Source organism: Priestia sp. TGN 0903 (genome assembly GCF_050846855.1).
GTDB classification, from domain to species: Bacteria; Bacillota; Bacilli; order Bacillales; family Bacillaceae_H; genus Priestia; species Priestia zanthoxyli.
Window position 1 is genome coordinate 472907 of the sequence record NZ_JBOZGL010000001.1, and the last position, 25874, is coordinate 498780.

Sequence of the window (25874 nt, forward strand, 5' to 3'; positions counted from 1 at the left end):
ATAAAAGTAAAGCTCATTTCCACTCTTCCTTTAAAATCGCGTAATAATATTCATCCCACCATCCTTTTTCAGTTGGAATACATTTTTTAAAATACCCTTCTCTTCTCATCCCGATCTTCTCCATAACACGATAAGAAGACGTATTCTCAGGTTGACAAGTAGCAATAATCCGATGCAGTTTCATTATGTTAAAGCCATAGTCCACTATTGCTTTTGCCGCTTCTGAAGCATATCCTTTCTGATGATAGAGAGAATTAAATACCCAGCCAATTTCATAAGTATGGTCCCCAAAATAGGTAAAAAAGACGATATGACCTATTAAGATTTTTTCGTTTTTTAATACAACTGGAAAATTTTTAACGTTTTCTTTCATATTTTCATTTACAAATTTCTTCGCATTATCCTTACTAAAAACACCTTCTGGTATGTACTTCATGACAGTAGCATCAGATGTATATGTGTAGACATCTTGCCAATCCTCATATTTAAATTTGCGTATTAGTAGTCTGCTAGTCTCAATGTTCATGTGTTTCTCCCCTATCTCAAAGCTATCTTTCTATACGCTTGTTTCGATAGTGAAGATATAAAAACCTCTTTGCACCAAGTTACTAGTGCTTTTGTTGACGCTTCTTTAAAACAAGGTAAAGTGACTCTGCGAAAAAGAAAAACAAAAGAGAAAAAAGGACAAATAATTCGGCCACTTCCATTACACGAAACGTGCTTAAAGCATTGTATAGTGCCTGCAGTACGTTCATTCCTTGAAAAAGATCAATTCCTACAGAAAGAGCGATCACAGCTCCAAATAGCAGCAGGCTAACTCCAATAATTTTCATTATTTTCTCTCCTTACCTAATCGTTACTTACCTCATAGGGTCGTCATTTTCATTTACCGTCATGCAAAAGATTTTTTGTTAAAAATTACATAATTATACGGTTTTTGGTCAAATTAATAAAAACTAAAGTAAGGGTGCTTTCATTTATGCCTTCGTTCTTTAAAAATCAAAAGTCTAAAAGTAAACTTCCACCTCAGGCAAATCAAACAAGCAGCGAACAAACAGCTTCTTCTCTTAAGAATTTGCTGTCTGAGAATCTTACCCTCATTAAAGAGAAAACTGGAAACAGCTCAGATATTGTGATTCGTCATTTTAAACTAGGTGTCAATAACAGCTTGGCTGCTGCTATCGTCTACATAGAAGGGATTGTAGATAATCAGGCTATTCAAGATTACTTACTGCAGTCTCTTATGAAAGATAATCAAAAAAATAACCTAAACGATCAAAATGCATTAGAGTTAATTTCCGAAGACATCGTAACAATTGGCAACGTATCGTTTGCAGACAACTGGAATGATTTACTTTCTTCTTTGATGTCAGGAGACAGCCTTCTTATTGTCGATGGCATAAACCGCGTACTCAGCGTGAGTACACAAGGCGGTGAAAAGCGTGCTATTTCAGAATCTACTACCCAAATGGTAGTGCGGGGACCAAAAGGTGCCTTTACTGAGTCTATTGGCACAAACTTAGCCATGGTTCGCCGAATTATTAAAACACCTGACTTATGGCTAGAATCGATGAAGATTGGCCGGGTAACTAAAACGGATGTCACTCTTATGTATATTCATGGCATCGCAAACGATAAAGTTGTAAAAGAAATTCGAAAGCGATTAAAAAACATTGATATTGATAGTATTTTGGAATCAGGTTATGTTGAGCAGCTAATTGAAGATCAAACGGCCACTCCATTTCCAACTATTTACAACACAGAAAGACCCGATGTGGTGGCGGGTAACCTTTTGGAAGGAAGAATTGCTATTTTTGTGGATGGAACTCCTTTTGTACTTATTGCTCCAGCATTGTTCATTCAATTTTTCCAATCGGCTGAAGATTACTACGCACGCTTTGATATTGCCACATCCATTCGTCTTTTGCGGGTGTTTATGTTTATGATTTCACTTATCGCTCCTGCTACGTATGTTGCGGTTACGACATTTCATCAAGAGATGGTACCTACAACGCTTATCGTAGCTCTTGCGGCACAGCGAGAATCCGTTCCATTTCCCGCGTTCGTGGAAGCTTTTTTTATGGAAGTCACCTTTGAAATTTTGCGTGAAGCAGGGATTCGTTTACCAAAAGCTATCGGCTCTGCTGTATCAATCGTCGGAGCTCTTGTTATTGGGCAAGCGGCGGTTCAAGCAGGAATCGTCTCACCAGCGATGGTTATTATTGTATCGATTACAGCCATTGCTAGCTTTGCCACACCGTCTTTCGATATGGCTATTTCAGCGCGTTTAATTCGTTTTTTATTTATACTAGGCGCGGCTACATTCGGTTTCTATGGCATTATCCTTATTCTTTTAATAGGGGTTGGACACCTGTGCAGCTTACGTTCATTTGGTGTTCCTTACATGACGCCATTAGCACCCTTTATTCCTACAAGCAATGAAGATACATTGCTGCGGTTACCTTGGTGGACGATGAGAAGAAGACCTAAATTAATTAGTGATAACAAAGTTCGTCAAAGCAAACATCAAAAGCCTGAGCCTCCTTCTTCAAGAGGCATGATTAATCAGGAATTGGAAGAAGATGATCAAAATGAAACGTAAAAGTTTATTTTTACTGGTAATGACCATAATGATGGTATTGCTTACTAGCTGCTGGAGTAAAAAAGAGTTAACGGACCTTGCATTTGTATCGGCAATGGGCATTGATAAAACGAAAGATGGGCGGTATGAGCTTACCTTTCAAATTATTAACCCAGGAAATGTAGCTGGCTTACAAGGGGGCGGCGGTACTCAAAGTCCGCCTGTTACGATCTATTCTGCTTCCGGTGATAATTTAGTTGAAGCAAGCAGACGCGCTTCAGCTAGAATTTCCCGAAGACTTTATTATGCCCATACTAACTTAGTCGTGATTGGAGAAAAACTAGCGCGTGAAGAAGGAATTAACATTCTTATTGATTCTATTGATCGCGATCCTGAGTTTCGAATTACGACTTCCTTAGTCATCGCAAACCAGTCAAGTGCTGCTGATTTGGTAAAAGCACTAACGCCTGTCGATAAAATTCCAGCAAACAAAATTATGAAAACGCTGGAGTTCACTCAAAGAAAATGGGGAGAAAACCTAAAGGTTCCCTTTCAAGAAGTCATGAGATCTCTTGAATCTCCCGGAGGAGAAGCGCTAGTATCGGGTTTTCGTTTAGTTGGAAATCCTCAACAAGCAGAAAAATTAGATAATCTCCAGCAAAGCGCACCAGAAGCTACCCTTCGTGCTTCTGGCATTGCTGTTTTTAAAAATGGAAAGTTAATCGACTGGTTGTACAATAGTCCAGCCAGAGGAAGCGTTTGGATCCTTGATAAAATACAAGGAACCGATATTAATGTAGATTGGAAAGGAAAAAAAGAAGCGCTTGCCTATCAAACAGTTCGTCAAAAAACGGATGTATCTGTAAAGGTGATAAAAGGAAAACCTTATGCGTCCGTTCACACTCGCGTAGAAGGCGATCTTGGAGAAGTGGAGGTCCCTGTTGATACACGTCAACCTGCTGTAATCAAAAAAATGGAAAAAGCTGCAGGTAAAGAAATAAAAAAAGAATTACAAACAGCTATTAAACAAGCTCAGACAGACAAAGTTGACATTTTTGGTTTTGGAGCAGCGTTGGAACGCACACGCCCCAATCAGTGGGAAAAACTCAAATCAGAATGGGATGACGTTTACTTTCCAAAATTAGATGTAGACGTTACGGTAGAAGCTTATATTCGCCGAACAGGTCTGCGCAATAAGTCATTTCTTTCTAGCGTAAAAGAAAAACAACACTAAGATAAGGAGGTACTGGGTATATGGAAAAAGCAAAAATTAGCGCCACTCAATTATTTATTCTCATGGTTTTATTTGAACTGGGAAGCGCTCTATTAGTCCCTCTTGCAATGGGAGCGAAGCAAGATGCATGGCTAGCTATTTTAATTGGAATGCTGTGTAGCTTTCTTTTCTTTTTAGTCTATCATAAACTCTATTCCTACTATCCGGACCTCCTGCCTACAGAATATATGCAGAAAATTTTAGGTAAGGTATTGGGAACACTTCTTGCATTTGTATACATTGTCTATTTTTTATACGATGCATCACGAGTTCTAAGAGATTTCGGAGAGATGCTTCTTACTTTTGCTTATCCCGATACGCCTCTATTTATTGCCAATGCCTTATTGATGCTGGTCATTATCTATATTACCCGAAAAGGAATTGAAGCGATAGCGAGATCAGGAGAGCTTCTGTTTATTTTTATGTATTTTCTGGCTGTTGCAGGCTTCATTTTAATTATTAGCTCAGGGTTAATTGATTTCAAGAATTTACAGCCGGTATTAAAAGAAGGAGTGCTCCCTGTTGCAAAAGTTGCTTTAACCGAAACGCTGTATTTTCCTTTCACAGAGGCTATTGTATTTACCATGCTTCTTCCTTACTTAAGTAATCCTAAAAAAGCAAGTGTTACCATGATATGTGCAACGGGATTAAGCGGAATTAATTTAATTATTACAATGATTATTAACATTAGTGTGCTTGGAGTTGATCTGACGACAAGATCACAGTTCCCTCTTCTTAGTACTGTCCAAACGATCCAAGTAGCTGATTTTTTAGAGCGTCTAGATGTATTTTTTATGTTCGCTATGGTGATTGGGATTTATTTCAAAGTTAGCATCTTGTTTTATGCTTCTATAATAGGTACAGCTACTTTATTTAAAATTAAATCTCCTTCACGTCTAGCGTATCCTTTAGGCATCATTGTGTTATTTTTGTCGATTACAATCGCTAGTAATTTTCAAGAACACCTTTATGAAGGACTGCACGTAGCGAGATTTCTTTTGCATATGCCGCTATTTTCTATCGTACCCCTACTGCTTCTGATTATCGCCTTTTTGAAGAATAGGAAGAAGCAGCACAGATAGTGTATCTCTACTAAATAAAAAAATGGCGTTAAAATTATTGAGGTGATGTGCGTGTATATATGGTTTTATGATCATTTTGTTAATACCATCTTATTTCCGCTTACTTGTATCATCCTAGTGTGCCTGTCATTAGGACTGTATGCATACTTTAAATTAAAAAAAATGAAAAATTGATACTAGACGGCTATTTTTCTCATTCAAAATAAGAAAGATACAACAAGATAGAAAGCAACTGTTATTCCCGCTGCAATTAAAGCTGGCTTTAATTTATATTTGGCATATTCAATAACAGATAAATCTAATATTTTGGCGATGGTATTCGTATCATCGCTTAAAGGTGAAGAAAACGCTCCAAAGGAACCGCTCGCAAACACCGCACCGATAATTAACGGCAAAGAAAGATCTGCAGAACTTGCAAGCGATACGCCAAGCGGCATTAAAATCCCCCACGTTCCCCAAGCAGATCCGATAAAGTAAGAAATAGCGGCTCCAAAGATAAACATGAACGGAGTGACAAACATTTGAGGAATCCACTTAGAATGTGCCGTCACGAAATTTGAAAAACCTAAGTCTTCTGTAACAGCGGATAATCCCCATACTACCGATAACAACAAAATAACGGACATCAAGTCATTGCCTCCTGTGATAAAACCATTAAGCAAATTCTGTAATGTAAAGCGCTGAAACAAGAAAAAAATGAGGGTAATTAACGTAGTCATAATTAAAGCTACTACCATCGCTTCTAACACGTCTGCTTTAATAAATGCTTCAAAAAAGCTGTGACTCTTACGATGTCCACTCCACCATGTTAAAAGTAAGGTAAGTGAAATCACAACAAGTAAAGGTACTAACAAATTCCAAGGCTTAGAAGGCAAATCCTTCGAGACGCAAGGATGACAATCATGCCAATCTTTTTCGTCTTCTTCCTCGAGCTTCATAGGAGCCGTAGACGTTGAATGATGAAAAAAGCTGAAATAAATTCCTACTAAAATAATCACAATCGAAAAGAAATTATAAGGAATGCTTTGAATAAACAAAGAATAAGCGTCTTGTTTTATGCCTTGATGATCAATTGCCATTTGAATGATTGAGACCATATATCCTACAAATGCCGTTGCCACGGGAATTAAGACGATAACGGGAGTAGCAGTTGTTTCAATAACAAACCCTAGCTCTGCTGTCGTCATTTTCACTTTTTTTAGCAGCGCTCTCATAATGGGCGCGATCGTCACAAAACGAAAGGTGGGAGCACTGAATGTTCCAATGGTTGAAACATAGGTTAAAATAAGAGCTTTTTTTCTTGTATCAATTCTTTCTGCAGCTGTTTCCACAAAACCTTTAACTCCTCCAGCCATCTTAATCATTCCGATAAGCCCTGAAAACGCGTATAAAAAGACAACGATTTCTATATTACTTTTATTTCTAAGAGCTTGTACAACGTAGTGAAGTAACTTTTCAACACCTCCGACAATCGAATGATCAATCAAATAAGCGCCTACTAATAAGCCTAAAAACAAACCTGGCAGCACTTGTTTGGTGAAAATAGCTATTGGAATAACAATTAAAAACGGTATAATTGAAAACCAACTAGATTCCATAGGACTCTCCCCTATCTTAAAAACCATATTAGACGTCTTCACGTATCGTTCATTAGCTTTTAATGTAACCCCAATAATATGTGTATATTCACGAAAACGATACGTATAAGCAGCACTGATTGAATAAACTATTTCTAATTAAAAACAGCATAGTAAAAATCTTTATTTCTACAACAAAAAAAGCAGTTTGCACATGCAAACTGCTTTTGAAAAGAAGCGGAAGACGAGGTTCGAACTCGCGACCCCCACCTTGGCAAGGTGGTGTTCTACCACTGAACTACTTCCGCGCAATATATAAAAGTAAAGATGCGGGTGAAGGGACTTGAACCCCCACGTCATAAGACACTAGATCCTAAGTCTAGCGCGTCTGCCAATTCCGCCACACCCGCGTGTGAATTGAAAAATAACTCCAAAATGGCAGGGGCAGTAGGAATCGAACCCACACTGACGGTTTTGGAGACCGTAGTTCTACCTTTAAACTATGCCCCTAGAAATGATTTCTTCAAAAGAACCTCGTTTATTGACGACGCTATATTATAATAAAACATATATGGAATTTCGTCAATAGGTCTTTTTATGAATCATGACTAGTACTGGCGACTTCAAAAAAACTGTGAGGCATATCACAGCTTTTCACACTTCCCACCACCAGTTGCAGCACCTTTTATCCTCTACCATTTATTTTTATAAGCTTTCTGTAAAAGCACTTTTTTAGGAAAAGTGCAGAACTATACAAAATGTCTCCAAAATCGCGTGAAGACTGAAAGAATATGGAGGAGTGCAGATTTTACAGGAGGCACGTTTTTTTGAGAATCCGTATTAAAATCCACAGGTTCCCCCTCATTTCCCACAAGCGTACTGTGAGAAATTTTAGTTTCAATAGCCCCTGTTAGCTCGGCTGCAAATTCTTCACTATCTATCATAACCATAGATTCAGTATTTAAAAATACAGAACGTGAATCTAAGTTAAAAGAACCAACTGCGCTCAAACGCTGGTCGTAAACAACGGATTTCCCGTGAATGGAATAAGGCTGTTGATATTCATAAAGCTTTGAAGCCGCTTTTATGACGCGATTTTTTACTCCTAAGTATGCAGAAAAAGCCATAGCATTCGGAGTGGACGTAATAGAATTCGTTAAAATAATTCTTTGCACTTTAGATTTTACTGACTTATCTATATACTGTTCCATCTCTTTTGTTGGTACAATATAAGGACTTTGAACGACAATGGATTTTTCAGCTTGCTCGGAAAGCTTAATAAACGTTTTCCATATAAAAGGGCTTTTATTCATTCGTTGAATAGGATTTGTAATAAAAGAAACCTTTCTTGTAGGCATCGTTGATTCTCTCCATACAATATAGGGATGGACAAAGGGTTCGTTTGCTTTTTTGGCCTCTTCGTATTGATCTATTAACAATTTCTTTCCTGAAAGGCCACGAAATTGTTTAGTTTTCTTGAGCTTTGGAAAAGCTTTGCGCGTATACGGGTGGTTCCATAATTTCTCTACATACTTCTCCATTGAAAGAATGACACTATTACTTTCTTGCTTTGTATTATAAATCAGCACATCACGGTCATAGACAAAATTTTTATCCGGTTGACTGGCCAAGTATTTATCTCCAATATTTCGTCCTCCACTAATACCTAATTGGCCATCGACTACTATTATTTTATCGTGAAGACGGTTATGCCATGTCCAAGGTTTAAGAATAGTAAAGGGCTCATAGTACTTTAATTCAATATTATTGTGGAAAGCTAGAGCATAAAGAACATTTTTTCTCTTGCCTTTTAACCCATGAGAGATCCCGTCTAACAGCACTCGAATACGTATACCTCGGTCCGCAGCTTCGAATAAAGCACCCATAAGTAAATCCGACGAACGACCTTTGCCGATGGAAAAGTACGCAATATCGATTGTATGCCTCGCTTCTTGAATCATCTGCATCCGAACAAGCCCTGAAAAATAACCGTTTTCCAAAAGCATAATACGGTCTGTGGATTCTTTCTTTCCGTAAAAATTCTCAGTATTCATTACTTTTAAGTCTTTTCCCTTGTGCAAAGGGACATAAAACAGTACCACTGCAGTTACGAATACATATATGAAGTACAATACGACAATCATTATTAGTATATTTATTAGCATGTTTCCTGTCACAATCCCTTTCCATTCTTATCGTTCTGTTTTTATTAGGATTCTTACTTTTTTAACTTCTATACCTTTTAAAATAAGAATGGAATGATGGATTATTTGTTACACTACTGTTGATTTCCGTGCAAGCCTTCGCTTCCGCTCCTGCAGGAGCCTTCGCCTTGCCCTCCAAACAACTCCTAGAAGCCATTATATACACGAAACCTACATTCACTCTGCCAATAAAAAAAAGCAGAAGTTCATTATCTTCTGCTTTTGCAATTTATACCCTATTGTGAACCTGCTCTAAGTGTAAGTAAAACAGCGGCTCTTTTATTGATTAAGGTCGTTTTCCATATCTTTTATGTCTTGCTGAAACTCAGTTAAACGCTGACGCTGTGTTTCAGAAGCATTTTCAAGCGCATTCTCGATTTGCTGAGAGGCTTCGTTCACTTCACCTATCACTTGCTTCGCTTCATGTCCATAGGATGCATCATTTTTAGCTTCATTTGCCTGTTCATATGCATCTACTGCTTCTTTATGCCCCTGCTGTGCTGCTTGAAACGATTGTTGTTTATCTTTGTTATATGGGAATTTTTTCATCATAGTGCTCCTTTCCATTTGTTCACTCTATAGTGTGGCATTTTTCCACTTATTCATACGACGTTTCAATAGGTTGAAGCTGCGTAAATATTCCGCATAACAACTTCCTTTATTATTTAAGAGCGTCCAATGATATCTTTTATCCCTTGAAATAATTTCTATATTTTACATAAATGTATAATCACTTTCTTTAGCGGACATCATACGAATAGCTTATTTGAACGTCAAAATATATTGGGGTTGACTGCATGCACTTGTTTCTTTCCTTTTTGATCATTTGTGCAGGGGTTATATGGATGGAAATAAAAAGATTACCTCAACACTCTCATAAAAAAGAACGGAAAATTTTTATTGTATTCATGACAATCAGTATCATGATCGCTCTTGCAAAAATCTTTCGGCTGCCTCTACCGAACCCTTCTGATTGGGTAGAAGCAATGTTTCAGCCTTTAAGTCACTTATTATTCCGTTGGATCACTTAATTCGTGTATATGGCAAAAGGATGTGCTCATTTTGCTTAATGAAATCAATATGTCGGCTGCGCAATTTCGCAAGCTAGTAACTTTATATAGCATCGGAAGCACAATTATTGTTGTGCCTGCCGCTATTACGGCTGATGCTCATCAAGATGCCTGGATTGCAGCACTTTTCGGTGTAGCATCAGGAATTGGCTTAGTTTTGCTTTTTACCTCACTAGGAAAAATGTTTCCAACGCTTACGCTGATGGAAATGAACGAAAAAATTTTAGGTAAACTGTTTGGAAAGATTGTTTCTGCTGTTTTTGTATTATCCAATTTGTTTATCAGCAGTCAAGTTCTTTACTATGTAGGGAATTTTCTCACTACACAAATTCTTCCCTACACGCCGCTTACAGCCATCCACATTGCATTTATGGGTGTGGTTATCGTAGGAGTACGCCTAGGGATAGAAGTTATTGCACGAAGTGCCGAGATTTTATTCCCTTGGTTTGTCGGATTATTCGGACTTCTGATTTTGTCTATGATTCCGCAAATTAAAATAGAGCATATTCAGCCTGTGTTCGAAATACATCCAAAAGCTTTTATTCGGGCTGTTTTAACGTTTTTAAGCATGAGTTCTTTGACTTATACGATTCTGCTTATGATTTTTCCTTCCCATACACCAGACACAAAAAAGTCCACTCAATCTTTTTATATAGGTAATATAGCCGGTGGACTAGTGATGGTTACGTTAATCTTACTCGGAATTTTAGTGCTTGGTCCTTATTACTCCCAAATCACCATGTTTCCAAGCTATGAATTAGGAAGAAGAATTGATGTAGGAAACTTTCTTCAAGGAATTGAAGTGGTCATTGCTATTTTGTGGTTTATTACGCTCTTTTTTAAGCTTTGCATTTACTTTTACGCTACTCTTTTGGGGTTTGCCAATGTATTTCATATAAAGGACTACAAGCTATTTTCTTTTCCAGTCGCACTCATCATGATTACACTTTCCCTTATTGTGTATCCAAGCGTTTCTTATCAAAAAGATTGGGATACAAAAACGTGGATTCCCTACAGCTTACTTGTAGGCATCTTATATCCGCTTTTCCTTTTAATTGCAGGATTTATTCAAAACAAAAAGCAGCATTCTTCGAACAGCGACTAAAAAATCAAAAACCTTTAATAGAGAATGCACCTTCAGTATAAGTAGTTATTTTTCTGGAAAATATAACATTAATTATTCATGTATAGGAGCTAGTCTATGCTAGGGGTATTGGGGTTACTTATTGTTTGCACGCTCGTCATTTGGTCTGAAGTACCTAACTTACGGCAAAAAAAAGCGAAGAAAGAATTATGGCTATTCTACACAGTTCTTGCAATTGGAATGTCCGTAAGCATCTGTAAAGCACTGGGTTTATATGTTCCAAATCCTTCTGATTTATCAGCTGCTATCTTCAGGCCAATCAGCATATTTTTACTTCATTTATTATCTTAATACGTAAGACGAGGAAGTGAATACCGTGAAACCTGTAGTTAAAATTTCAACGATTCAATTTCGCATGCTCGTTATGCTTTATACAATTGGAAGCACAATTGTTATTGCTCCAGCGGCTATGACTGTTGATTCTAAGCAAACCGCTTGGATTCCGGCTATCCTTGGAGTAGCATGCGGATTTGTATTAGTGAAAGTATATATAGCTCTCGGACTTTTATTTAAAGATAAAAATCTGGTAGAAATCAATGATGTAGTATTTGGAAAATATCTAGGAAAAGGTGTATCTTGTTTATTTGTCCTATCTACTGTCATAACGTGCAGCCGCATTGTATACTACGTCGGGAGTTTTTTAAATACCCATATTATGATGGAAACGCCGCTGCTTGCTATTCACATTATTTTTATGCTTGTGGTTGTTTTCGGGGCAAGACTCGGGCTAGAAACAATTGCACGCTGCTGTGAAATCTTTTTCCCGTGGTTTGTTGGCCTTCTCGGGATTTTTATTTTTTTCACTAACTCCTCAAATGAAACTTGAAAATCTTATGCCTTTAATGGACATTCACTTAAAGCCGCTGACTCATTCGGTTCTTATCTTTCTTAGCATTACTTATTTTACTTTTGCTCCTTTGATGATGATTTTCCCCCTTCATTTAAGAAAACCTGAAAAAGGAGCTAAAGCTTTAATGAGCGGCAGCCTGCTAGGTGGATTTATTATGGTAATTGTTATTTTTTCTTGTATAATCGTTATTGGTTCTTATCATTCTTCAACTACCATGTTTCCCGTATATGAAATGGCTAAGCGAATTGAGGTGGGAAATTTTTTGCAAGGAATCGAGGTAATTATTGCCATTATATGGTTTCTTACTCTTTTCTTTAAAGTTTCTCTTTATTTTCATGCTTCCATCGCTGGACTTTGTCATATTTTTAACATCAATGAAACTCGATTTCTAACGTTACCGATGGGATTAATTGTTACGACTTTTTCCATTATTGTGTACCCAACCATTACCTATCAAAAAACATGGTTAGCCGAAACGTGGATTCCCTATAGTTTTTTGATGGGAGCTTTATATCCTTTTATTCTTCTTATCATAGGATGGATTCGTTTTAAACCAGCTAAAATAAAAATAAAAAAGATAATAAAATCCACATAAAAAAAGGTTGAGACATAACGAAATAAATCCAATCGAAAGACGAACAAATGAGATACATGAGCTCTGGACTGCTTATGACACGGCAATTGATTTCCGTGCAAGGCTTCGCTTTCCGCAGGCGGCCGCTGAGCCTCCTCGTCGCTTTCGCTCCTGCGGGGTCTCACCTGTTCCGCTTTTCCCGCAGGAGTCTTCGCCTTGCCCTCCAATCAATTGCTAGAAGGAACGAAACAAATAAAACGATGTACACCATCACAAAAAAAGCGAACCACTCATCGAACAGGTTGATGAATGGTTCGTTTTTTACTTGGACTCAACTACTTTTGTCCCAGCCTCTTTTTTTATGCTTGAAGCGCTTGAAGCCCTGCTTGGTTTAAGAAATGCCAAGGCTTATTAAAGTGGGGTTGAAAGAAAAAGTCCATAAAGCCAAGCTCATCGATCGTCATTTCCTGCTGTACGCATACGGACAATGTATTAATTGCTTGAGTAGCATCAATTTTAGAAATAACCTGTGCACCTACAATTCGTCTCGTTTCTTCTTCATATACTACTTTTAACGTAATATTTTCGTACGTTGGCATGAATTCTGGTCGGTTATTTTCTGATATTGTGATACTTTTCACATTCATATCAAAAAGAGAAGCCGCTGTTTCAGTTATGCCGGTAGATGCAACATTGTAATCATAAATATGCAAGCCTGATGTTCCTTGTGTTCCCATATACTTGATCGTCGGTTTAACAAGGTTTTGAGCAACTAATGTTCCCATTCTAACCGCATTTGTAGCAAGCGGAATATAGGCATGTTTCTTAATCGGATTGTAGTAAATCGCACAGCTATCTCCGGCCGCAAATATATCTTTTTTGCTTGTTTGCATATATTCATCAACCACAATTGCGCCGTTTGGAAGCATGTCTACCTGCCCTTTTACTAAGTCTGTGTTTGGACGAAAGCCAACACACAAAATAACAAGATCCGCTTCATATTCACCTGCAGTTGTCACTACTTTTTCAACAGATCCATCGCTGCCTGCAAATTTAGTAACCGCTTGGTTTAATGCTAATGTAACTCCCCGCTTTTTAAATTCCGTTTCCATCAAGCTTGTAAACTCTGGATCAAGATATTTATTTAAAATACGATCAGCACTATCAATGAACGTGACTTCTTTTCCATACACTTCAAAGGCTTCTACTAATTCTGCACCAATATAACCCGCACCAATTACGGCGATTTTTTTTGCTTGTTTTGCTTTTTCGATAATGTGATTAGCATGCTGATAGTTTTTACAAAGCACAACATTATTTAAATCGATGCCTTCAAGGTTTGGAATAATCGGCCATGATCCAGTTGTCATCACTAATTTATCAAATGTATCTTCAAATTCTTCGTTTGTTTCTAAGTTTCGCACCGCTATTTTTTTGTCTTCTGTATCAATATTCGTCACTTCGTGTTTCATTTTCATATTTACACCCATCTCTTGCAATTCAGACGGTGAAGAGTAAAATAAACCATTTGCATCTTTTACGACCCCGCCTACATAGAGCGCAATTCCACAAGACAAAAATGAAACATTATCATTTCGCTCATAAACTGTAATTTTAGCTTCTGGATAAAGTTCTGCCATATTTTTTACTGCTGCTGTTCCTGCATGTGTACACCCTACTACTGCAATTTTCATAGATGATATCCCCCTTAGGATTATAGAAAATATAATTTGTGAAGTTTTTCACATATATTGTGAAATGTTTCACATATCTTTTACAATTCTTATTATACAAACATGTTTGTTCTTTTTCAAGATATATGTGAAAAAAATCACATACTTTTTTAAAAAAATATGTTACAGGGTTCTTTAAATAGCATTGAAGCTTGATATGATGCACTTTTTTTGTTGATGCGCTGCTGATGAACAATTTCATCAGCTTGTTTTTTCACGTAGAAACTCACTATCCAATGCACTCTCTAACAAAAAAAATAAACCGGATAAAATAATCATCGCTAAAATAGATACACGGATTCCGCTTACAAGCAAGTCTGCTATATAAACCGATAGAAAAGTAAAAAATATGTCCACAAAAGCCGCAGATGCTACAAATAATACTCTGTTCATCCTAGCATTCTTCATTAAAAAAATAAGCGCCTTTGAAAAAAGCTCTGTGATAGAACCAAACACAAAAATAAAAAATAGAAATAAACATATGGCCCAGTAAGAGTCATATTCCACTCCCATCACTCTAAGGAAGCCTATAAAACCAAAAAAGTAGCTTCCCATTAAGATAGCTAAAATGATTAGTACCATCGTTCCTACTATAAAGAACGCGATTAACCGATTCATTCCCCTGCTTTTTCTTTTCATTGTTCCACGCCACCTTGCTTACTCATCACTTAATCCATATTATACCAAAAAAAGTGCGATACCATGGTATCGCACTTCTACGTTAATTATCTTTTTTATCTTGAAGAGCTTGTTTTAAAGCATCTCCCAAGCTCGAACCAAATGCTCCGTCATCGTTGTATTTGTTAAGAAGCTTTCGTTCTTCTCGCTTTGAAATCTTTTTCTTTTTGTCCTCAGCTTTTTCCACTACTTGACATGAACGGCACTGGAAGTACGTCCCAGCTTTTCCTGAATGAATTTCCATTCGTTTATGACACTGCGGACAGCGTCGGTTCGATAATTTAGGGTCTTTTGCGCGTCTATAGCTGCACTCAAGGCTTGAACAAACGAGCACTCTTCCTTGCTTTGTTTTCTTTTCTTTTAAGAACGAACCGCATTCTGGGCATTTAGAGCCCGTTAAATTATGGGGTTTGTACGTTTGATTACTTGTTTTCACTTGCTTGACAAGCTTTTCTGTTTGTTCGCGAATATTCGTTAAAAACTCTTTTGCATTTCCTTTTCCTTTAGCAATTGCTTCTAAGTCACGTTCCCATTTAGCCGTAAGCTCAGGAGACTTTAACTCGTCTGCTACTAAGTCAATCAGCTGCTTTCCTTTTTTTGTTGCGTGCAGACGGTTATTTTGGCGATCAATGGATTCGTTTTGCAGAAGTTTTTCAATAATATCTGCGCGTGTTGCCGGCGTACCTAAGTTGTGTTTTTCCATTTGTCCAAGAAGATCGGCTTCTGTATAGCGCTGCGGCAGCTCTGTAAATGCACTTTTCATCGTTACATTTTGAATGAGCAGCTTGCTGCCTTCTTTCATATCAGGCAGCTTCACCGTTGCTTCTGAGTCTCCACCAGAAACTTTTTTGAAGCCTGCATTCACAACTTGCTTTCCGCTCGCTACCAACAGTTCCCCGTTTACTTCAAGCTCTGCTTTAACCACTTCATACTCATATGCAGGATAAAACAATGAAATAAATCGCTTTGCAATTAAGTCATACAGCTTTCGTTCATCAGCTGATAAGTCCTGTAAAAACACAGGCTGATCCGTTACGATAATCGCATGGTGATCACTTACTTTTTCATTATTAACCACTCGCTTTGGCAGCTGTGCATTTTTTAAAATTGGACGAACTTCTTCTTTATATACAGCAGAGATGCTTTCCAAGCGCTCTTTCATAGTGGAAACCATATCTGTTGTTAAATAACGAGAATCTGTACGTGGATACGTGACTAACTTATGCTGTTCATATAACTTTTGAAGTACATTTAATGTCTTCTTAGCAGAGAAGTTAAAGCGTTTATTAGCATCTCGCTGCAGTTCATTTAAGTCATAAGGAAGCGGCTGCGCTTCTTTATGCATTTTGCGCTTGATTGTTTTCACAACTGCTTCACCTGATAATTTTGAGTGCAGCTCTTTTGCACGTTTTTCATCAAAAATGCGCTTTTCATTGCCTTTTTGCCAAGCTGCTTCAAACGACGAAAACTGAGCTGTAAGCGTCCAATATTCACTAGGTTTGAATGTGTTAATTACTTGTTCACGCTCAATAATCATCGCAAGCGTCGGTGTTTGTACCCGTCCTGCTGATAATGGTTCTTCGTATTTAGTCGTTAACGCTCTGGTTACGTTTAAACCGATAAGCCAATCGGCTTCTGAACGGCAAACCGCTGAATCATACAAACGATTAAACTCTTTTCCCGGTTTTAGCTGTTTAAACCCGTCACGAATCGCTTTGTCCGTTTGAGACGAAATCCAAAGACGTTTAAACGGCTTGTTCCAGCGTACCTTTTCCATAATCCAGCGTGCTACAAGCTCTCCTTCACGCCCTGCATCAGTCGCAATAATTAACTCGCCAATATCCTTTCTTTTTGCTAGATCGGATACTGTACGAAACTGAGAGCTCACTTTACGAATTACTTTTAGTTTCATTTTCTCAGGCATAATTGGCAGATCTTCTAATCGCCATGTTTTATATTGGTTATCATAATCCTCTGGTGTTTGTAATTCAACTAAATGGCCGAGTGCCCATGTTACGACATACTTTGGCCCTTCAATATACCCTTTTTTTGTTTGTGTGCTGCCAAGCACGCGCGCAAGATCACGTGCTACACTTGGCTTTTCTGCTAATACAAGTGATTTCATTTTATGTATACCTCCAATTCACTTGTTCCATTATACATGATTGTATACTTTTTGTACGACTTCAAGATTAAGTTTACATAATCATATTATAATAAATAAAGATGAAGAATTTCTCTTCATCTTCTAGCTACTTCTTTTTATAAAATAGTCGCGAGATAATTAAACCGATAGCTCCTAAAACGATAAATAACAAGGCTCGTATAGCCATTGGGATAAAAGGTAAATCATATAAAACGAGTTTAAAAAGTGTTAAGAACAAAATGCCCACGCCGACATATGTTGCTGTTTTAAAATTTCGAAGTGATCCTATTACGAATGCAGCAATGGACAAGCATAACCAAACAGCCGTCATAATAAGCGTTTGTGTATTAGCGGAAAGATCAGTGGTTCCAGCGACCGTCACTTCCGTTACAAAAATTAAAGAAAGAATAGAAAAAACAATACTTCCTCCAATTTTGAACGTATCGTGCTCATCTTTTTCTGTTTTTTGAATACTGATCCATACAAATACTAGAATAGAAGCTAACACAACAACCCAATTTAATGTCGGAAGAGACAGCACTTGTTCGATTGGCGTAACTAAGATATACGTGGCACTCAGTATATAAATCGTATAAGAAAACAGTTGATGAAGTAGATTTTTATACGTCATGGCGATATAGTAAACAGCAAGTCCTTGAATCACATATAAAATGACTCCTTCTCTTAAATCGACGAGCTGATGAATAAAAAACGCTACTGCAACAATTAAATAGGTAATAAAAAATTCAAATTTCTCTTTAGAACTTCTTACTGTGTAAACACCTAATGCGTAAATAATAACTAGCGCAAGCAGCACCATGGTGGTCGTGCCATCGTCAAAAACGGCAAGCAGCCAGCCGTACGTAACTGCTAAACTCGATAGAAGGGTAAACGCATATACTTGGAGTACGGATTGTGATAGAAAAAAGCTAGAAATTAAGCATAAATGCTGAATCAGAATCGCCATACCTAATAACGCTTTTACACCATTATCACCAACAAACGAGTAATAAATGAGTAGCGTAAGATTTAATAGTACCGCGGAAAGAACATATAAAATTGAATATTTTTGTTTGATTGCCACATATAAAAAGGCAATATACAGAAGCGTTTCATAGCCAATGAAAACCAGAGCATTAGGCGAATTACTTTCAATAAGAAAAGGAACTAGTACGCCTCCAACCGCGCTAATAATCCCTAATGCCTGTGAACGATAAAAGACTGTTGCTGCAATTCCTAAGATGATCCAACTCGCATTTAGCATAAAAGCAAGCGTTGGTCCTGCTAAATGATATAGGCTATGCATCGCAAACGTCGTTAACATGAGAATAGGAATAGCTCCTCCTACAAGTACTTGCCCGAGCACCAGCCTACCCTTTTTGATTTGAAAATGACCTGTCACAGCAAAACCTATCGAAACAACGAAACCGAGAACAACTTTTGCTTTTTCATTCATTAATCCATAGTCAGAGGCTGCTTTAAATCCCCATAGCACGCCAATAATAAATACGAAAATAAAAATTCTCGGCAGCCATGTTTGAAAAAGGACTTTTTCCCAATCAACAGGCTCTTCTATTGCCTGTGAGCTTTTAGCTGCTGTTTGAGCAGGACGTTTAGTCGTCTCCTGGCGCAGCTTGGGAGGAGCGTGAACTGCTGGTCTTGGAGAATTTGTTTTATATACAAGCGACTTTAGCTTGGCTACGTCTTCTTCTAAACTGCTTATTTTTCGTTCAAGCTCTTCTATTCTTTCGTTTTCCATATTTCCTCACCCTTTCTCTTTAAAGTATTTGTGATTTTTATATGTATACCTTACAGTACTTAACTATTATACCATTAAAAGGAATATCACTTAGAAACATTCTATTTTTAGCAAAAAAAAAAATACAGCGCCCTTTTCAAAAGAAAAGTTCGTTGTATAGGATGTGCTGCATTTTTTATGTCACTTTCTCGCTGTATGTACTGTGAAATCCCGCTTCGATGTGGGCTACTTGAAAGCTATGATGACCAATTAAATATTTAACAATATCCACACGGTCAATTTTACCTGGCTTATTGTTCATTGCTTCTCGCACCATAGATTGAAATGTTTCTTTGCAAAACTTCTTTTCATGAAGCAGAATCGTTTCACAATACTCTTCATGGTCTCCCTCTGAAATACGATAATAATGCATTTCTTTCACCCCTTTTTAATGTTATACCTATTACATACCCCAAATATTGCTATTTTAACAAATTAATTTTATTATTCTTTATTTTTCCATTTATATATAATTTACAGCGCAACGTTTCGAAACTCATCGTTATAAATGCTAATTTGAAGACGCTGAGAAAAACGTTCTTCTTCAATGTAGGTCTCGGGCATTAATCCAACAGGATATACCCTCGGGTTTTCACCACTTCCTAATATGTATACATACATCTTTCCTTCGCTTGTATATCGAACTTTCGTCGAAATACCTCCTTGCCCTTGAAGAGGCGCATAAACCGCTCTTACATTATCTCTAATTTCTTGTACAAATCCATGTAGTTCAACATCCGAATCGTAATAGTGGTTTGCTTCATACAAGCCGTAAATACGAGACTTATCGATATCACATAATATGTTCCAAAATTCAGATAAATCTTCTTGGAACAACACTTGAATAAAATTTCGTGCAGCTTCTTGCTGTTCTTTTGTTAATTCTTTTGTTAGCGCAAACTCTTCATTTTTTAACATCTCAGTCACCTCCCTTATGTATGTAATACGACAAGAGATACAAATAACCTCTTTTTTCAGCTTATTAGCAACCAATTTATTTTGCACATTAAAAATTGAAAAGCTATCTCGACTAAGATGTCAAAATAACTTTTCAATTACTGTAGAATAATTACGTAAAATACTCGATTTTCGCATTTGGAAAATACTGATCAATGTAATATTCCAACGTCTCTCTTAATTCTTGTTCTTCATCTTTTGCGTATACATACTTTCCAATCCCGTAACGCCCCCATTTGTAGCGGCGCTCTTCTTCATTCATCTCAAGCTTTGTTTTCGGATAGTTTTTCTCAATCACTCGTTTGGCCGGCTTGGTAAAGCGATGCTGAATCATTTCAAATGTAATATCATCTCTTGACTCTTCAGGTATAGAAGCATCAAGCTTCTCAAACAGCTGACGGTATCCCTCTTGCCAACCTTCATGAATGTAAATAGGCGCCACAATAAAGCCAAGTGGATATCCGGCTTTTGCAACTTTATTAGCAGCTTCAATCCTGTAATCAAGAGGAGATGTACCAGGTTCAAAGTTTTTTATAACATAATCTGCGTTTATGCTAAAGCGAAAGCGCGTGCGACCATTATGTTTAGCATCCAATAAATGATCCACGTGATGAAATTTAGTCACAAAACGCAGTTGACCTAGTTCACTTTCTCCAAAATATTCAATCGCGCGCTTTAATGAATGTGTTAAATGATCAATTCCTACGATATCAGATGTACAAGCCGCTTCAAATCGCGTTATTTGAGGGGCTCTTTCCTGCATATATTGCTCTGCTTGACCTAATATTTCTTCAACATTCACGTACGTGCGAATATACGGTTTGCTTCCCATTGTTGTCTGCAAATAACAATAGTGACAGTGCCCCATACACCCTGTTGCAAAAGGTATTGCATATTCAGCTGACGGTTTAGATGTATCAAATTTCAAGGTTTTACGCACACCAACTACTAAAGTAGACTTGGCATTGCGGTATTTTTGCAAATCATTTTTTCCCGGTATATTACGCACTTGATTATGAGAAGTTGTTTGACGAATCTCAATTCCCATCTTCTCAAATTTTTCTTTTAATTGAACACCAAGCGGGTACTCCATTGCCCCTGGCTCAATGTATACTAATTGAGGTACAAAAGGTTTTATCATCATGTACACTTCCTTTTTTCTAATACTAATAGCGTTTGAAAAATAAAAAGACTCTATCCGTGGTAATTATTTTTTAGATCAAAAAAGACTCTCTATTTAAGAGAGCCTTTCGTCAATCATATTGTTCATAATCAAATATCTTGTTATACATGTTCTCTGCTTCTTCATACGTTGAATACACAGCATCATCTTCAGCTAACAAATGATAAGACTCATGCAGAAACAGCGCTTTTTCACCTTTATTTTCAGGATGTTCAACAATTTCAGCTTGATTAATATTGGCAACGTTTGCCGTATGAGGATTTCGGTAAATAACAAATACTTGATCTCCTACTTGATATTCTTTTTTCTCCACGATCATCATCCTTTTCTTCTTTCTTTACTCGTATGATGTCCGCTTTTACTCATTTTATCCGATAAAAACACGTGGTGAGATCATCAAGAATTTATACGCTTTTACGCTCAATAAACCGAAAAGGAAGCTCAATTTTTTGAGGATCCTTGCTCCTGACTAGTTTAAAAAGCGTTTCGCCCATTTCTTTGAGAGGAAGTTCGATCGTTGTGATTTGTAAATAAGAAGAAAGCGGATGATTATCAAAACCAATAATAGCTAAATCGCCTGGAACTGATATCCCCGCTTGTTCGCACTGAGCTTTTATACCAATAGCGACTTGATCGTTTGTTACTAAAAGCGCCTGAGGCCGATTTTTCATCTGCACCAATTTTTTCACCACTTTTTCACCATCTGTCACGTTCAAACAGCCTTGAAACACCCATTCCGGATGATAAGGCTCATTTATTCTTTCTACATATTCTTTGTATGCTTGCTGCCTCTGTTGACTATTTGTACCCGTCATTCTTCCAATACAGTAGCCAATATCCGTATATCCTTTTTCTTTTAAATACATGAGCGCTTTCTTAAAAGCTGCATAATGATCAACGTATACGGAGCGAATAGAACGATTTTGTACGTTTTCGCACACGGCTATCGGCCCGTACTGCTGATAATATTCAATCGTGCTCCAGCTGCCTGCTCTAGAACAAATAATCACTCCATCAACCTGCTTTGTTTTTAGCATATGAAGCGCTTCTTCTTCTTTTTTTACATCATAGTTCGTCTGACAAATAACAAGCTGATACTGCTTTTCTAACGCTTGAGAGGCCACTCCTTCTAAAAGCAGACTGAAATAAGGATGATTAATAAAAGGCAAGACGACGGCAATCATATTTGTTTTCCCTTTTGATAAGTGAACGGCATTAATGTTTTGTTCATAATTAAGTTCTTGAATTACTTCTTCTACCAGACGGCGCTTTTCTTCTTTTACATACGGATGATGATTTAAAACCCGTGACACGGTCGAAACAGATACACCAGCTTTTTTTGCGATATCTCGGATATTTGTCATGTTTTCACCTTTTTCTCTTGCGCTGAAACGCGTTTCATACTTTATTCTCATTATAAAGTGAAAAAGCAATAAGCTAAACCCGTTACAATCATGTTTTTATTCACTTTTATAAGGAGGTCATATCATGGGTATTTTATTATTCATTTTATTATGCGGAATTGAAATCGGAGGAGCGGCTTATGCACTTAAACAAAATGAGACACTTTGGAAGGAGCTAGATGAAAAAAAGCCGACTGATTTTTTCAAACAGTAAAAAACCCTTAAAAAGAATGTTCTTTTTAAGGGTTTGATATTACGCAGCTTCTTTAGATGATTTTGATTTTTTATTTAAACGAGGAAAGCCAATTACAATCGCAATGATACCGCAAACCGCTGTTAACATTGGATAGAATGTAAATGGAATAATCTCAACCGGTGAAACTTTAGCAAATCCTGCTGCGAGAAGCATTTGTGCACCGTAAGGGATAAGCCCTTGAACGCTGCATGAAAACAAGTCGAGCAGACTGGCTGATTTACGATTATCAATTGAATACTTATCAGAGATTTCTTTCGCTAACGGACCTGCTGTAATAATTGAAATCGTGTTATTAGCCGTGGCTAAATTTGTTAAACTTACTAATCCAGCGATACTGAATTCTCCGCCTTTTTTTGTTTGAATGCGTCGTGTTAATAGGTTCAATAAGAACTGAATACCGCCGTTATAGCGAATGAGTTCAACCATTCCGCCAATTAAAAGAGATAAAATAATTAATTCCGACATTCCGCCAATACCTTCTGTCACAGTTTTAGCAAGAGAAGAAAGCGTGTAGCTTCCGTCAGCTAATCCAATCACGCCGGCTAATACAATTCCTCCGGTTAAAATACTTAATACGTTTGCACCAAATATGGCAGCGACGAGTACGCCGACATAAGGCAAGATTTTAAACCAGCTAAAATCTTTAATTTCTACTGATGACGTATTGCCTAGCGTCATTACAAGTAATAAAATCACTGTAACAATCGCTGCAGGAAGGACAATAAAAAAGTTTACTTTTAATTTATCTGACATATTTGTTTTTTGCGTACGAACTGCCGCAATGGTCGTATCAGAGATTACGGATAAATTATCTCCAAACATTGCACCACCAACAACAGCAGCAATTGCCAATGTAATCGATACATGCGCCTGCTCACTGATTCCTACAGCGATAGGCCCTAACGCAGCGATCGTTCCCATTGACGTTCCCATCGAAATTGAAATGAATGCGCCAATAACAAAGATTCCGACTACCACTAAGCTTTGCGGAAGCACAGACAGAGCTAAGTTTACCGTTGAATCAACAGCTCCCATGCCTTTAGCGACTTGAGAAAAAGCACCTGCCAAAATAAAAATAAGTACCATAATAATGATATCAGGATGCCCTGCTCCTTTAGCAAAGCGTTCCACTTTTACATTAAGTGAATCTTTGCGGTTCATAGCCAGCGCCACAATGGCTGCAATGATAATAGCTACTAATACAGGCAGCTTATAAAAATCTCCCGTTATAATTCCTGATCCGACAAACAGGACTAAAAAGACGCCCAGCGGTAACAGCGCCCAGCCGTTTCCTTTTTGTTGTTCCATTCTCAACACCTCTTGTTTACGTAATAAAAAAAGACCTCTTCTTATTGATAAGAAGAGGTCTCTTATTTGTATCATAAGATTACCCTTCTCATCTTCCAAACGAAACATCGTCTGCTGGATTTGGCACCGCACTGCGTACAGCCAGTTGCCGAGACATCATAGGGCCAGTCCCTCCGTCTCTCTTGATAAGAAGTTTGTAGTTGTTTTAAAAATAGTCTTTCACTACTGTAATCTCTTTTTATTTAATTGTCAAATGCTATTTTAGAAAAATATATAGTGTGAAAATTCTCACATCAATTAGCTACGTCACGTTTTAAAAACGCCACCCACGCTACGCCCATAAAGAAGACAAAGTGTGCAACTAAGATGAAGATTGAAAATGGAATTGTCATTCCGTCAAACATCGTCTTCATTCCGTCCATATACTGCACAAAGTTTGTGTTGGCGAACAGTAAAAATTTCCCCCACCATAAACCTAGCTCTGATACTAGTCCTGTTACAGCTTTTGCGCCGATACTTATGACAATAGCTAGACTTGAAGCAAGCGCGCTGTTTCTAAATAAAGACGACAGCATAAAAGCAAACGTCATCATCATAAACGTTTCCATATACGCGCTGTCATACGTAAGCGTAATGTTTTTAAGCAGCTGCGCATCTCCTTCTAGACTAGCAAATCCAAAGAACAATGCTCCCCATACAAACGAAAAAAGCAAATAGCTCAGCAAGTAATACAAGCTAATTAAAACGAGCGTTATGTACTTGGACGTTAAAATCGTTGAACGTCTAGCAGGGCGAATTAAAAGAAGCTTAATGGTACCCGCTTCAAACTCTTTTGCAACCATTGATCCTCCAACAGCAAGCGCGAAAAATTGAACGAGGATCAGCATGCCTGCACTAAATGACAGGAAATTCAATATGTTGTCTTCCGTTCCTGCGCTGTTTGCTACTTTCTTCATTAAAAGAGCCATACAAAGAGTTAAGATGCCGATTGTAATAAACGTGACTTTTGTACTTCTTTTGTAAAACCATTTCATATGTTCATTTTGAATTAACTTAAGCATGGTGCTCTCCCTCCGTAACGGACATAAACGAATCTTCAAGCGTCTCATAAACAGGAGTGATTCGGTAGACTAAAATATCGCTGTCCACTAATTTTCTATTCACAGCTGGAATTTGTTCTTTCATAATCACTACATCAATACTATCGGATTTTATTGTTACTTGGAATTCTTGAGATAAAAGATCCGCTGCTTGTTGCACGTCAGATACTTCAAATTCTACATACATCCCTTGATCTTGACGATTTGGAGATAGATCTTGAACAGCTTTTAACTCGCCGTTTTGAATAATACCAACGCGGTCACATAATGCTTCCACTTCTTTTAATAAGTGGCTCGCGATTAAAATTGAAATACCTTCTTCCCTGCAGAGAGTTTGTAAATATGTACGAAATTCTCTCATTCCCGCTGGGTCTAGACCATTTGTTGGTTCGTCTAGTAAAAGCAATGCAGGCTTATGTAAAATAGCTTGAGCTACTCCTAAACGCTGTCTCATCCCAAGGGAATACGTCTTCACTTTTGCATGAATGCTGTTTTCAAGCTTTACTAGCGCAATCACTTCATCCAAGCGTTCTGCTGTGATCCCTTCATGCATATTCGCAAAGTGTTTTAAATTTTGATAGCCCGTCAGATAATCATAAAACTCAGGATTTTCAATAATCGCTCCAATTGATTTCATAGCTGATGTAAACTGTTCTTTTAAAGGAAACCCATTGACGGTAATTGTTCCCTTTGTTTCTTTAATGAGTCCTACGACGGTACGAATGAGCGTTGTTTTTCCAGATCCGTTCGGACCAAGCAATCCGAAAATCTCACCGCGCTCAACCGATAAGGATACATCATGCAAAATGGTTTTCTTCCCAATTACTTTACTGACATGATCTACTTGTAGCACTGTTTCTGTCATCATGTACATCCTTTCTTTAATTAGCAATACGCCTTCTATTGTTTCTCTTTTTTAACTATTTGTCTACTATAACCTTATTTTTGGAAAAGTAG

Annotated in this window: 27 protein-coding genes, 3 tRNA genes and 1 riboswitch; of the genes, 9 read left to right on the plus strand and 21 right to left on the minus strand. The window is 37.5% G+C overall.

All coding sequences use genetic code 11. The features are described from left to right. Positions 1 to 13: 13 nt before the first annotated feature. Together ACRPLY_RS02455 and ACRPLY_RS02460 are read right to left on the minus strand one after the other, a co-directional pair. Positions 14 to 526, minus strand: coding sequence for a GNAT family N-acetyltransferase (locus ACRPLY_RS02455; protein ID WP_325076788.1), 513 nt, complete (start codon positions 524 to 526; stop codon positions 14 to 16). 82 nt (positions 527 to 608) lie between these two features. Beyond that, the gene (locus ACRPLY_RS02460) at positions 609 to 833 is read right to left on the minus strand and encodes a hypothetical protein (protein ID WP_325076787.1); all 225 of its coding nucleotides are present in this window, start codon (positions 831 to 833) and stop codon (positions 609 to 611) included. A 146-nt stretch (positions 834 to 979) separates the two neighbouring features. On the opposite strand from ACRPLY_RS02460, the gene ACRPLY_RS02465 reads away from it, so the two are divergent. Genes ACRPLY_RS02465 through ACRPLY_RS02475 form a run of 3 tightly spaced genes read left to right on the plus strand, consistent with a single transcriptional unit; the run spans position 980 to position 4936 of the window. Continuing rightward, positions 980 to 2602 carry a spore germination protein gene (locus ACRPLY_RS02465; protein WP_325076786.1) on the plus strand — a complete coding sequence of 541 codons (1623 nt, stop codon included), beginning with the start codon at positions 980 to 982 and terminating at the stop codon, positions 2600 to 2602. Beyond that, positions 2592 to 3815 carry a Ger(x)C family spore germination protein gene (locus tag ACRPLY_RS02470; RefSeq protein WP_432231519.1) on the plus strand — a complete coding sequence of 408 codons (1224 nt, stop codon included), beginning with the start codon at positions 2592 to 2594 and terminating at the stop codon, positions 3813 to 3815. The genes ACRPLY_RS02465 and ACRPLY_RS02470 overlap by 11 nt, the downstream gene beginning before the upstream one ends. Before the next feature lie 20 nt (positions 3816 to 3835). Continuing rightward, entirely contained in the window at positions 3836 to 4936 is a 1101-nt protein-coding gene (locus ACRPLY_RS02475) for a GerAB/ArcD/ProY family transporter (protein WP_432231520.1), read from the plus strand. A 197-nt stretch (positions 4937 to 5133) separates the two neighbouring features. On the opposite strand, the gene ACRPLY_RS02480 is transcribed toward ACRPLY_RS02475, so the two are convergent. The 6 genes from ACRPLY_RS02480 to ACRPLY_RS02505 form a co-directional block, all read right to left on the minus strand. Next, on the minus strand, positions 5134 to 6534 hold the full coding sequence (locus tag ACRPLY_RS02480; protein WP_049164418.1) for a Na+/H+ antiporter NhaC family protein: 1401 nt from the start codon (positions 6532 to 6534) through the stop codon (positions 5134 to 5136). A gap of 215 nt (positions 6535 to 6749) precedes the next feature. After that, positions 6750 to 6821: transfer RNA gene (locus tag ACRPLY_RS02485), tRNA-Gly, on the minus strand. 20 nt (positions 6822 to 6841) lie between these two features. Further along, positions 6842 to 6923 (minus strand) — tRNA-Leu (locus ACRPLY_RS02490). A 26-nt stretch (positions 6924 to 6949) separates the two neighbouring features. Beyond that, positions 6950 to 7023 (minus strand) — tRNA-Trp (locus tag ACRPLY_RS02495). Between the two features lie 239 nt (positions 7024 to 7262). After that, complete coding sequence (locus ACRPLY_RS02500; RefSeq protein ID WP_049164415.1) at positions 7263 to 8657, minus strand: phospholipase D-like domain-containing protein; 1395 nt, start codon at positions 8655 to 8657, stop codon at positions 7263 to 7265. A gap of 339 nt (positions 8658 to 8996) precedes the next feature. Then, positions 8997 to 9266, minus strand: coding sequence for a hypothetical protein (locus tag ACRPLY_RS02505; protein ID WP_367077245.1), 270 nt, complete (start codon positions 9264 to 9266; stop codon positions 8997 to 8999). A 296-nt stretch (positions 9267 to 9562) separates the two neighbouring features. Here ACRPLY_RS02505 and ACRPLY_RS02510 point away from each other — a divergent pair, with 296 nt between their 5' ends. The 5 genes from ACRPLY_RS02510 (at position 9563) to ACRPLY_RS02530 (ending at position 12376) form a co-directional block, all read left to right on the plus strand. After that, a complete protein-coding gene (locus ACRPLY_RS02510) occupies positions 9563 to 9748 on the plus strand; it encodes a hypothetical protein (protein WP_028413446.1) in 186 nt (61 codons plus the stop codon). 22 nt (positions 9749 to 9770) lie between these two features. Beyond that, on the plus strand, positions 9771 to 10892 hold the full coding sequence (locus ACRPLY_RS02515) for a GerAB/ArcD/ProY family transporter (protein ID WP_367077246.1): 1122 nt from the start codon (positions 9771 to 9773) through the stop codon (positions 10890 to 10892). A gap of 96 nt (positions 10893 to 10988) precedes the next feature. Beyond that, a complete protein-coding gene (locus tag ACRPLY_RS02520) occupies positions 10989 to 11222 on the plus strand; it encodes a hypothetical protein (protein WP_049164408.1) in 234 nt (77 codons plus the stop codon). 25 nt (positions 11223 to 11247) lie between these two features. Beyond that, on the plus strand, positions 11248 to 11757 hold the full coding sequence (locus ACRPLY_RS02525) for a GerAB/ArcD/ProY family transporter (protein ID WP_367077247.1): 510 nt from the start codon (positions 11248 to 11250) through the stop codon (positions 11755 to 11757). Then, positions 11747 to 12376 (plus strand): GerAB/ArcD/ProY family transporter, encoded by a 630-nt coding sequence (locus ACRPLY_RS02530; RefSeq protein WP_367077248.1) that lies wholly within the window; start codon positions 11747 to 11749, stop codon positions 12374 to 12376. The genes ACRPLY_RS02525 and ACRPLY_RS02530 overlap by 11 nt, the downstream gene beginning before the upstream one ends. Before the next feature lie 72 nt (positions 12377 to 12448). Here ACRPLY_RS02530 and ACRPLY_RS02535 read toward each other — a convergent pair whose 3' ends face one another. The 10 genes from ACRPLY_RS02535 to ACRPLY_RS02580 form a co-directional block, all read right to left on the minus strand. After that, a complete protein-coding gene (locus ACRPLY_RS02535) occupies positions 12449 to 12586 on the minus strand; it encodes a hypothetical protein (RefSeq protein ID WP_186806706.1) in 138 nt (45 codons plus the stop codon). A 128-nt stretch (positions 12587 to 12714) separates the two neighbouring features. Next, a complete protein-coding gene (locus ACRPLY_RS02540; protein WP_028413450.1) occupies positions 12715 to 14049 on the minus strand; it encodes an FAD-dependent oxidoreductase in 1335 nt (444 codons plus the stop codon). 240 nt (positions 14050 to 14289) lie between these two features. Further along, the gene (locus tag ACRPLY_RS02545; RefSeq protein ID WP_432231521.1) at positions 14290 to 14727 is read right to left on the minus strand and encodes a YrvL family regulatory protein; all 438 of its coding nucleotides are present in this window, start codon (positions 14725 to 14727) and stop codon (positions 14290 to 14292) included. A gap of 82 nt (positions 14728 to 14809) precedes the next feature. Next, complete coding sequence (locus tag ACRPLY_RS02550; RefSeq protein ID WP_432231522.1) at positions 14810 to 16891, minus strand: DNA topoisomerase III; 2082 nt, start codon at positions 16889 to 16891, stop codon at positions 14810 to 14812. A 127-nt stretch (positions 16892 to 17018) separates the two neighbouring features. Further along, positions 17019 to 18671, minus strand: coding sequence for a DUF2339 domain-containing protein (locus ACRPLY_RS02555; protein WP_098112569.1), 1653 nt, complete (start codon positions 18669 to 18671; stop codon positions 17019 to 17021). A 175-nt stretch (positions 18672 to 18846) separates the two neighbouring features. Further along, positions 18847 to 19083, minus strand: coding sequence for a hypothetical protein (locus tag ACRPLY_RS02560; protein WP_013056931.1), 237 nt, complete (start codon positions 19081 to 19083; stop codon positions 18847 to 18849). Positions 19084 to 19184: 101 nt separating this feature from the next. Further along, positions 19185 to 19628, minus strand: coding sequence for a hypothetical protein (locus tag ACRPLY_RS02565; protein ID WP_033578900.1), 444 nt, complete (start codon positions 19626 to 19628; stop codon positions 19185 to 19187). A 151-nt stretch (positions 19629 to 19779) separates the two neighbouring features. Continuing rightward, on the minus strand, positions 19780 to 20808 hold the full coding sequence (gene splB / locus ACRPLY_RS02570; protein ID WP_025752275.1) for a spore photoproduct lyase: 1029 nt from the start codon (positions 20806 to 20808) through the stop codon (positions 19780 to 19782). Positions 20809 to 20920: 112 nt separating this feature from the next. After that, on the minus strand, positions 20921 to 21169 hold the full coding sequence (locus tag ACRPLY_RS02575) for a transcriptional regulator SplA domain-containing protein (RefSeq protein ID WP_033578899.1): 249 nt from the start codon (positions 21167 to 21169) through the stop codon (positions 20921 to 20923). Positions 21170 to 21254: 85 nt separating this feature from the next. After that, entirely contained in the window at positions 21255 to 22214 is a 960-nt protein-coding gene (locus tag ACRPLY_RS02580) for a LacI family DNA-binding transcriptional regulator (RefSeq protein ID WP_028413456.1), read from the minus strand. A 124-nt stretch (positions 22215 to 22338) separates the two neighbouring features. Here ACRPLY_RS02580 and ACRPLY_RS02585 point away from each other — a divergent pair, with 124 nt between their 5' ends. Continuing rightward, positions 22339 to 22467 (plus strand): hypothetical protein, encoded by a 129-nt coding sequence (locus ACRPLY_RS02585; protein ID WP_255219815.1) that lies wholly within the window; start codon positions 22339 to 22341, stop codon positions 22465 to 22467. Between the two features lie 39 nt (positions 22468 to 22506). On the opposite strand, the gene ACRPLY_RS02590 is transcribed toward ACRPLY_RS02585, so the two are convergent. The 3 genes from ACRPLY_RS02590 to ACRPLY_RS02600 all read right to left on the minus strand — a co-directional run bounded on the left by ACRPLY_RS02590 (position 22507) and on the right by ACRPLY_RS02600 (position 25782). Further along, positions 22507 to 23817: a Na+/H+ antiporter NhaC family protein gene (locus ACRPLY_RS02590; protein ID WP_034265856.1), complete on the minus strand. Its 1311-nt coding sequence runs from the start codon at positions 23815 to 23817 to the stop codon at positions 22507 to 22509. Positions 23818 to 23902: 85 nt separating this feature from the next. Then, positions 23903 to 24009: riboswitch (SAM riboswitch) on the minus strand. Positions 24010 to 24110: 101 nt separating this feature from the next. Further along, positions 24111 to 24878 carry an ABC transporter permease gene (locus ACRPLY_RS02595; protein ID WP_098627180.1) on the minus strand — a complete coding sequence of 256 codons (768 nt, stop codon included), beginning with the start codon at positions 24876 to 24878 and terminating at the stop codon, positions 24111 to 24113. Beyond that, a complete protein-coding gene (locus ACRPLY_RS02600; protein ID WP_034265850.1) occupies positions 24871 to 25782 on the minus strand; it encodes an ABC transporter ATP-binding protein in 912 nt (303 codons plus the stop codon). Before ACRPLY_RS02600 ends, ACRPLY_RS02595 begins: the two co-directional genes overlap by 8 nt. Positions 25783 to 25874 lie beyond the last annotated feature (92 nt).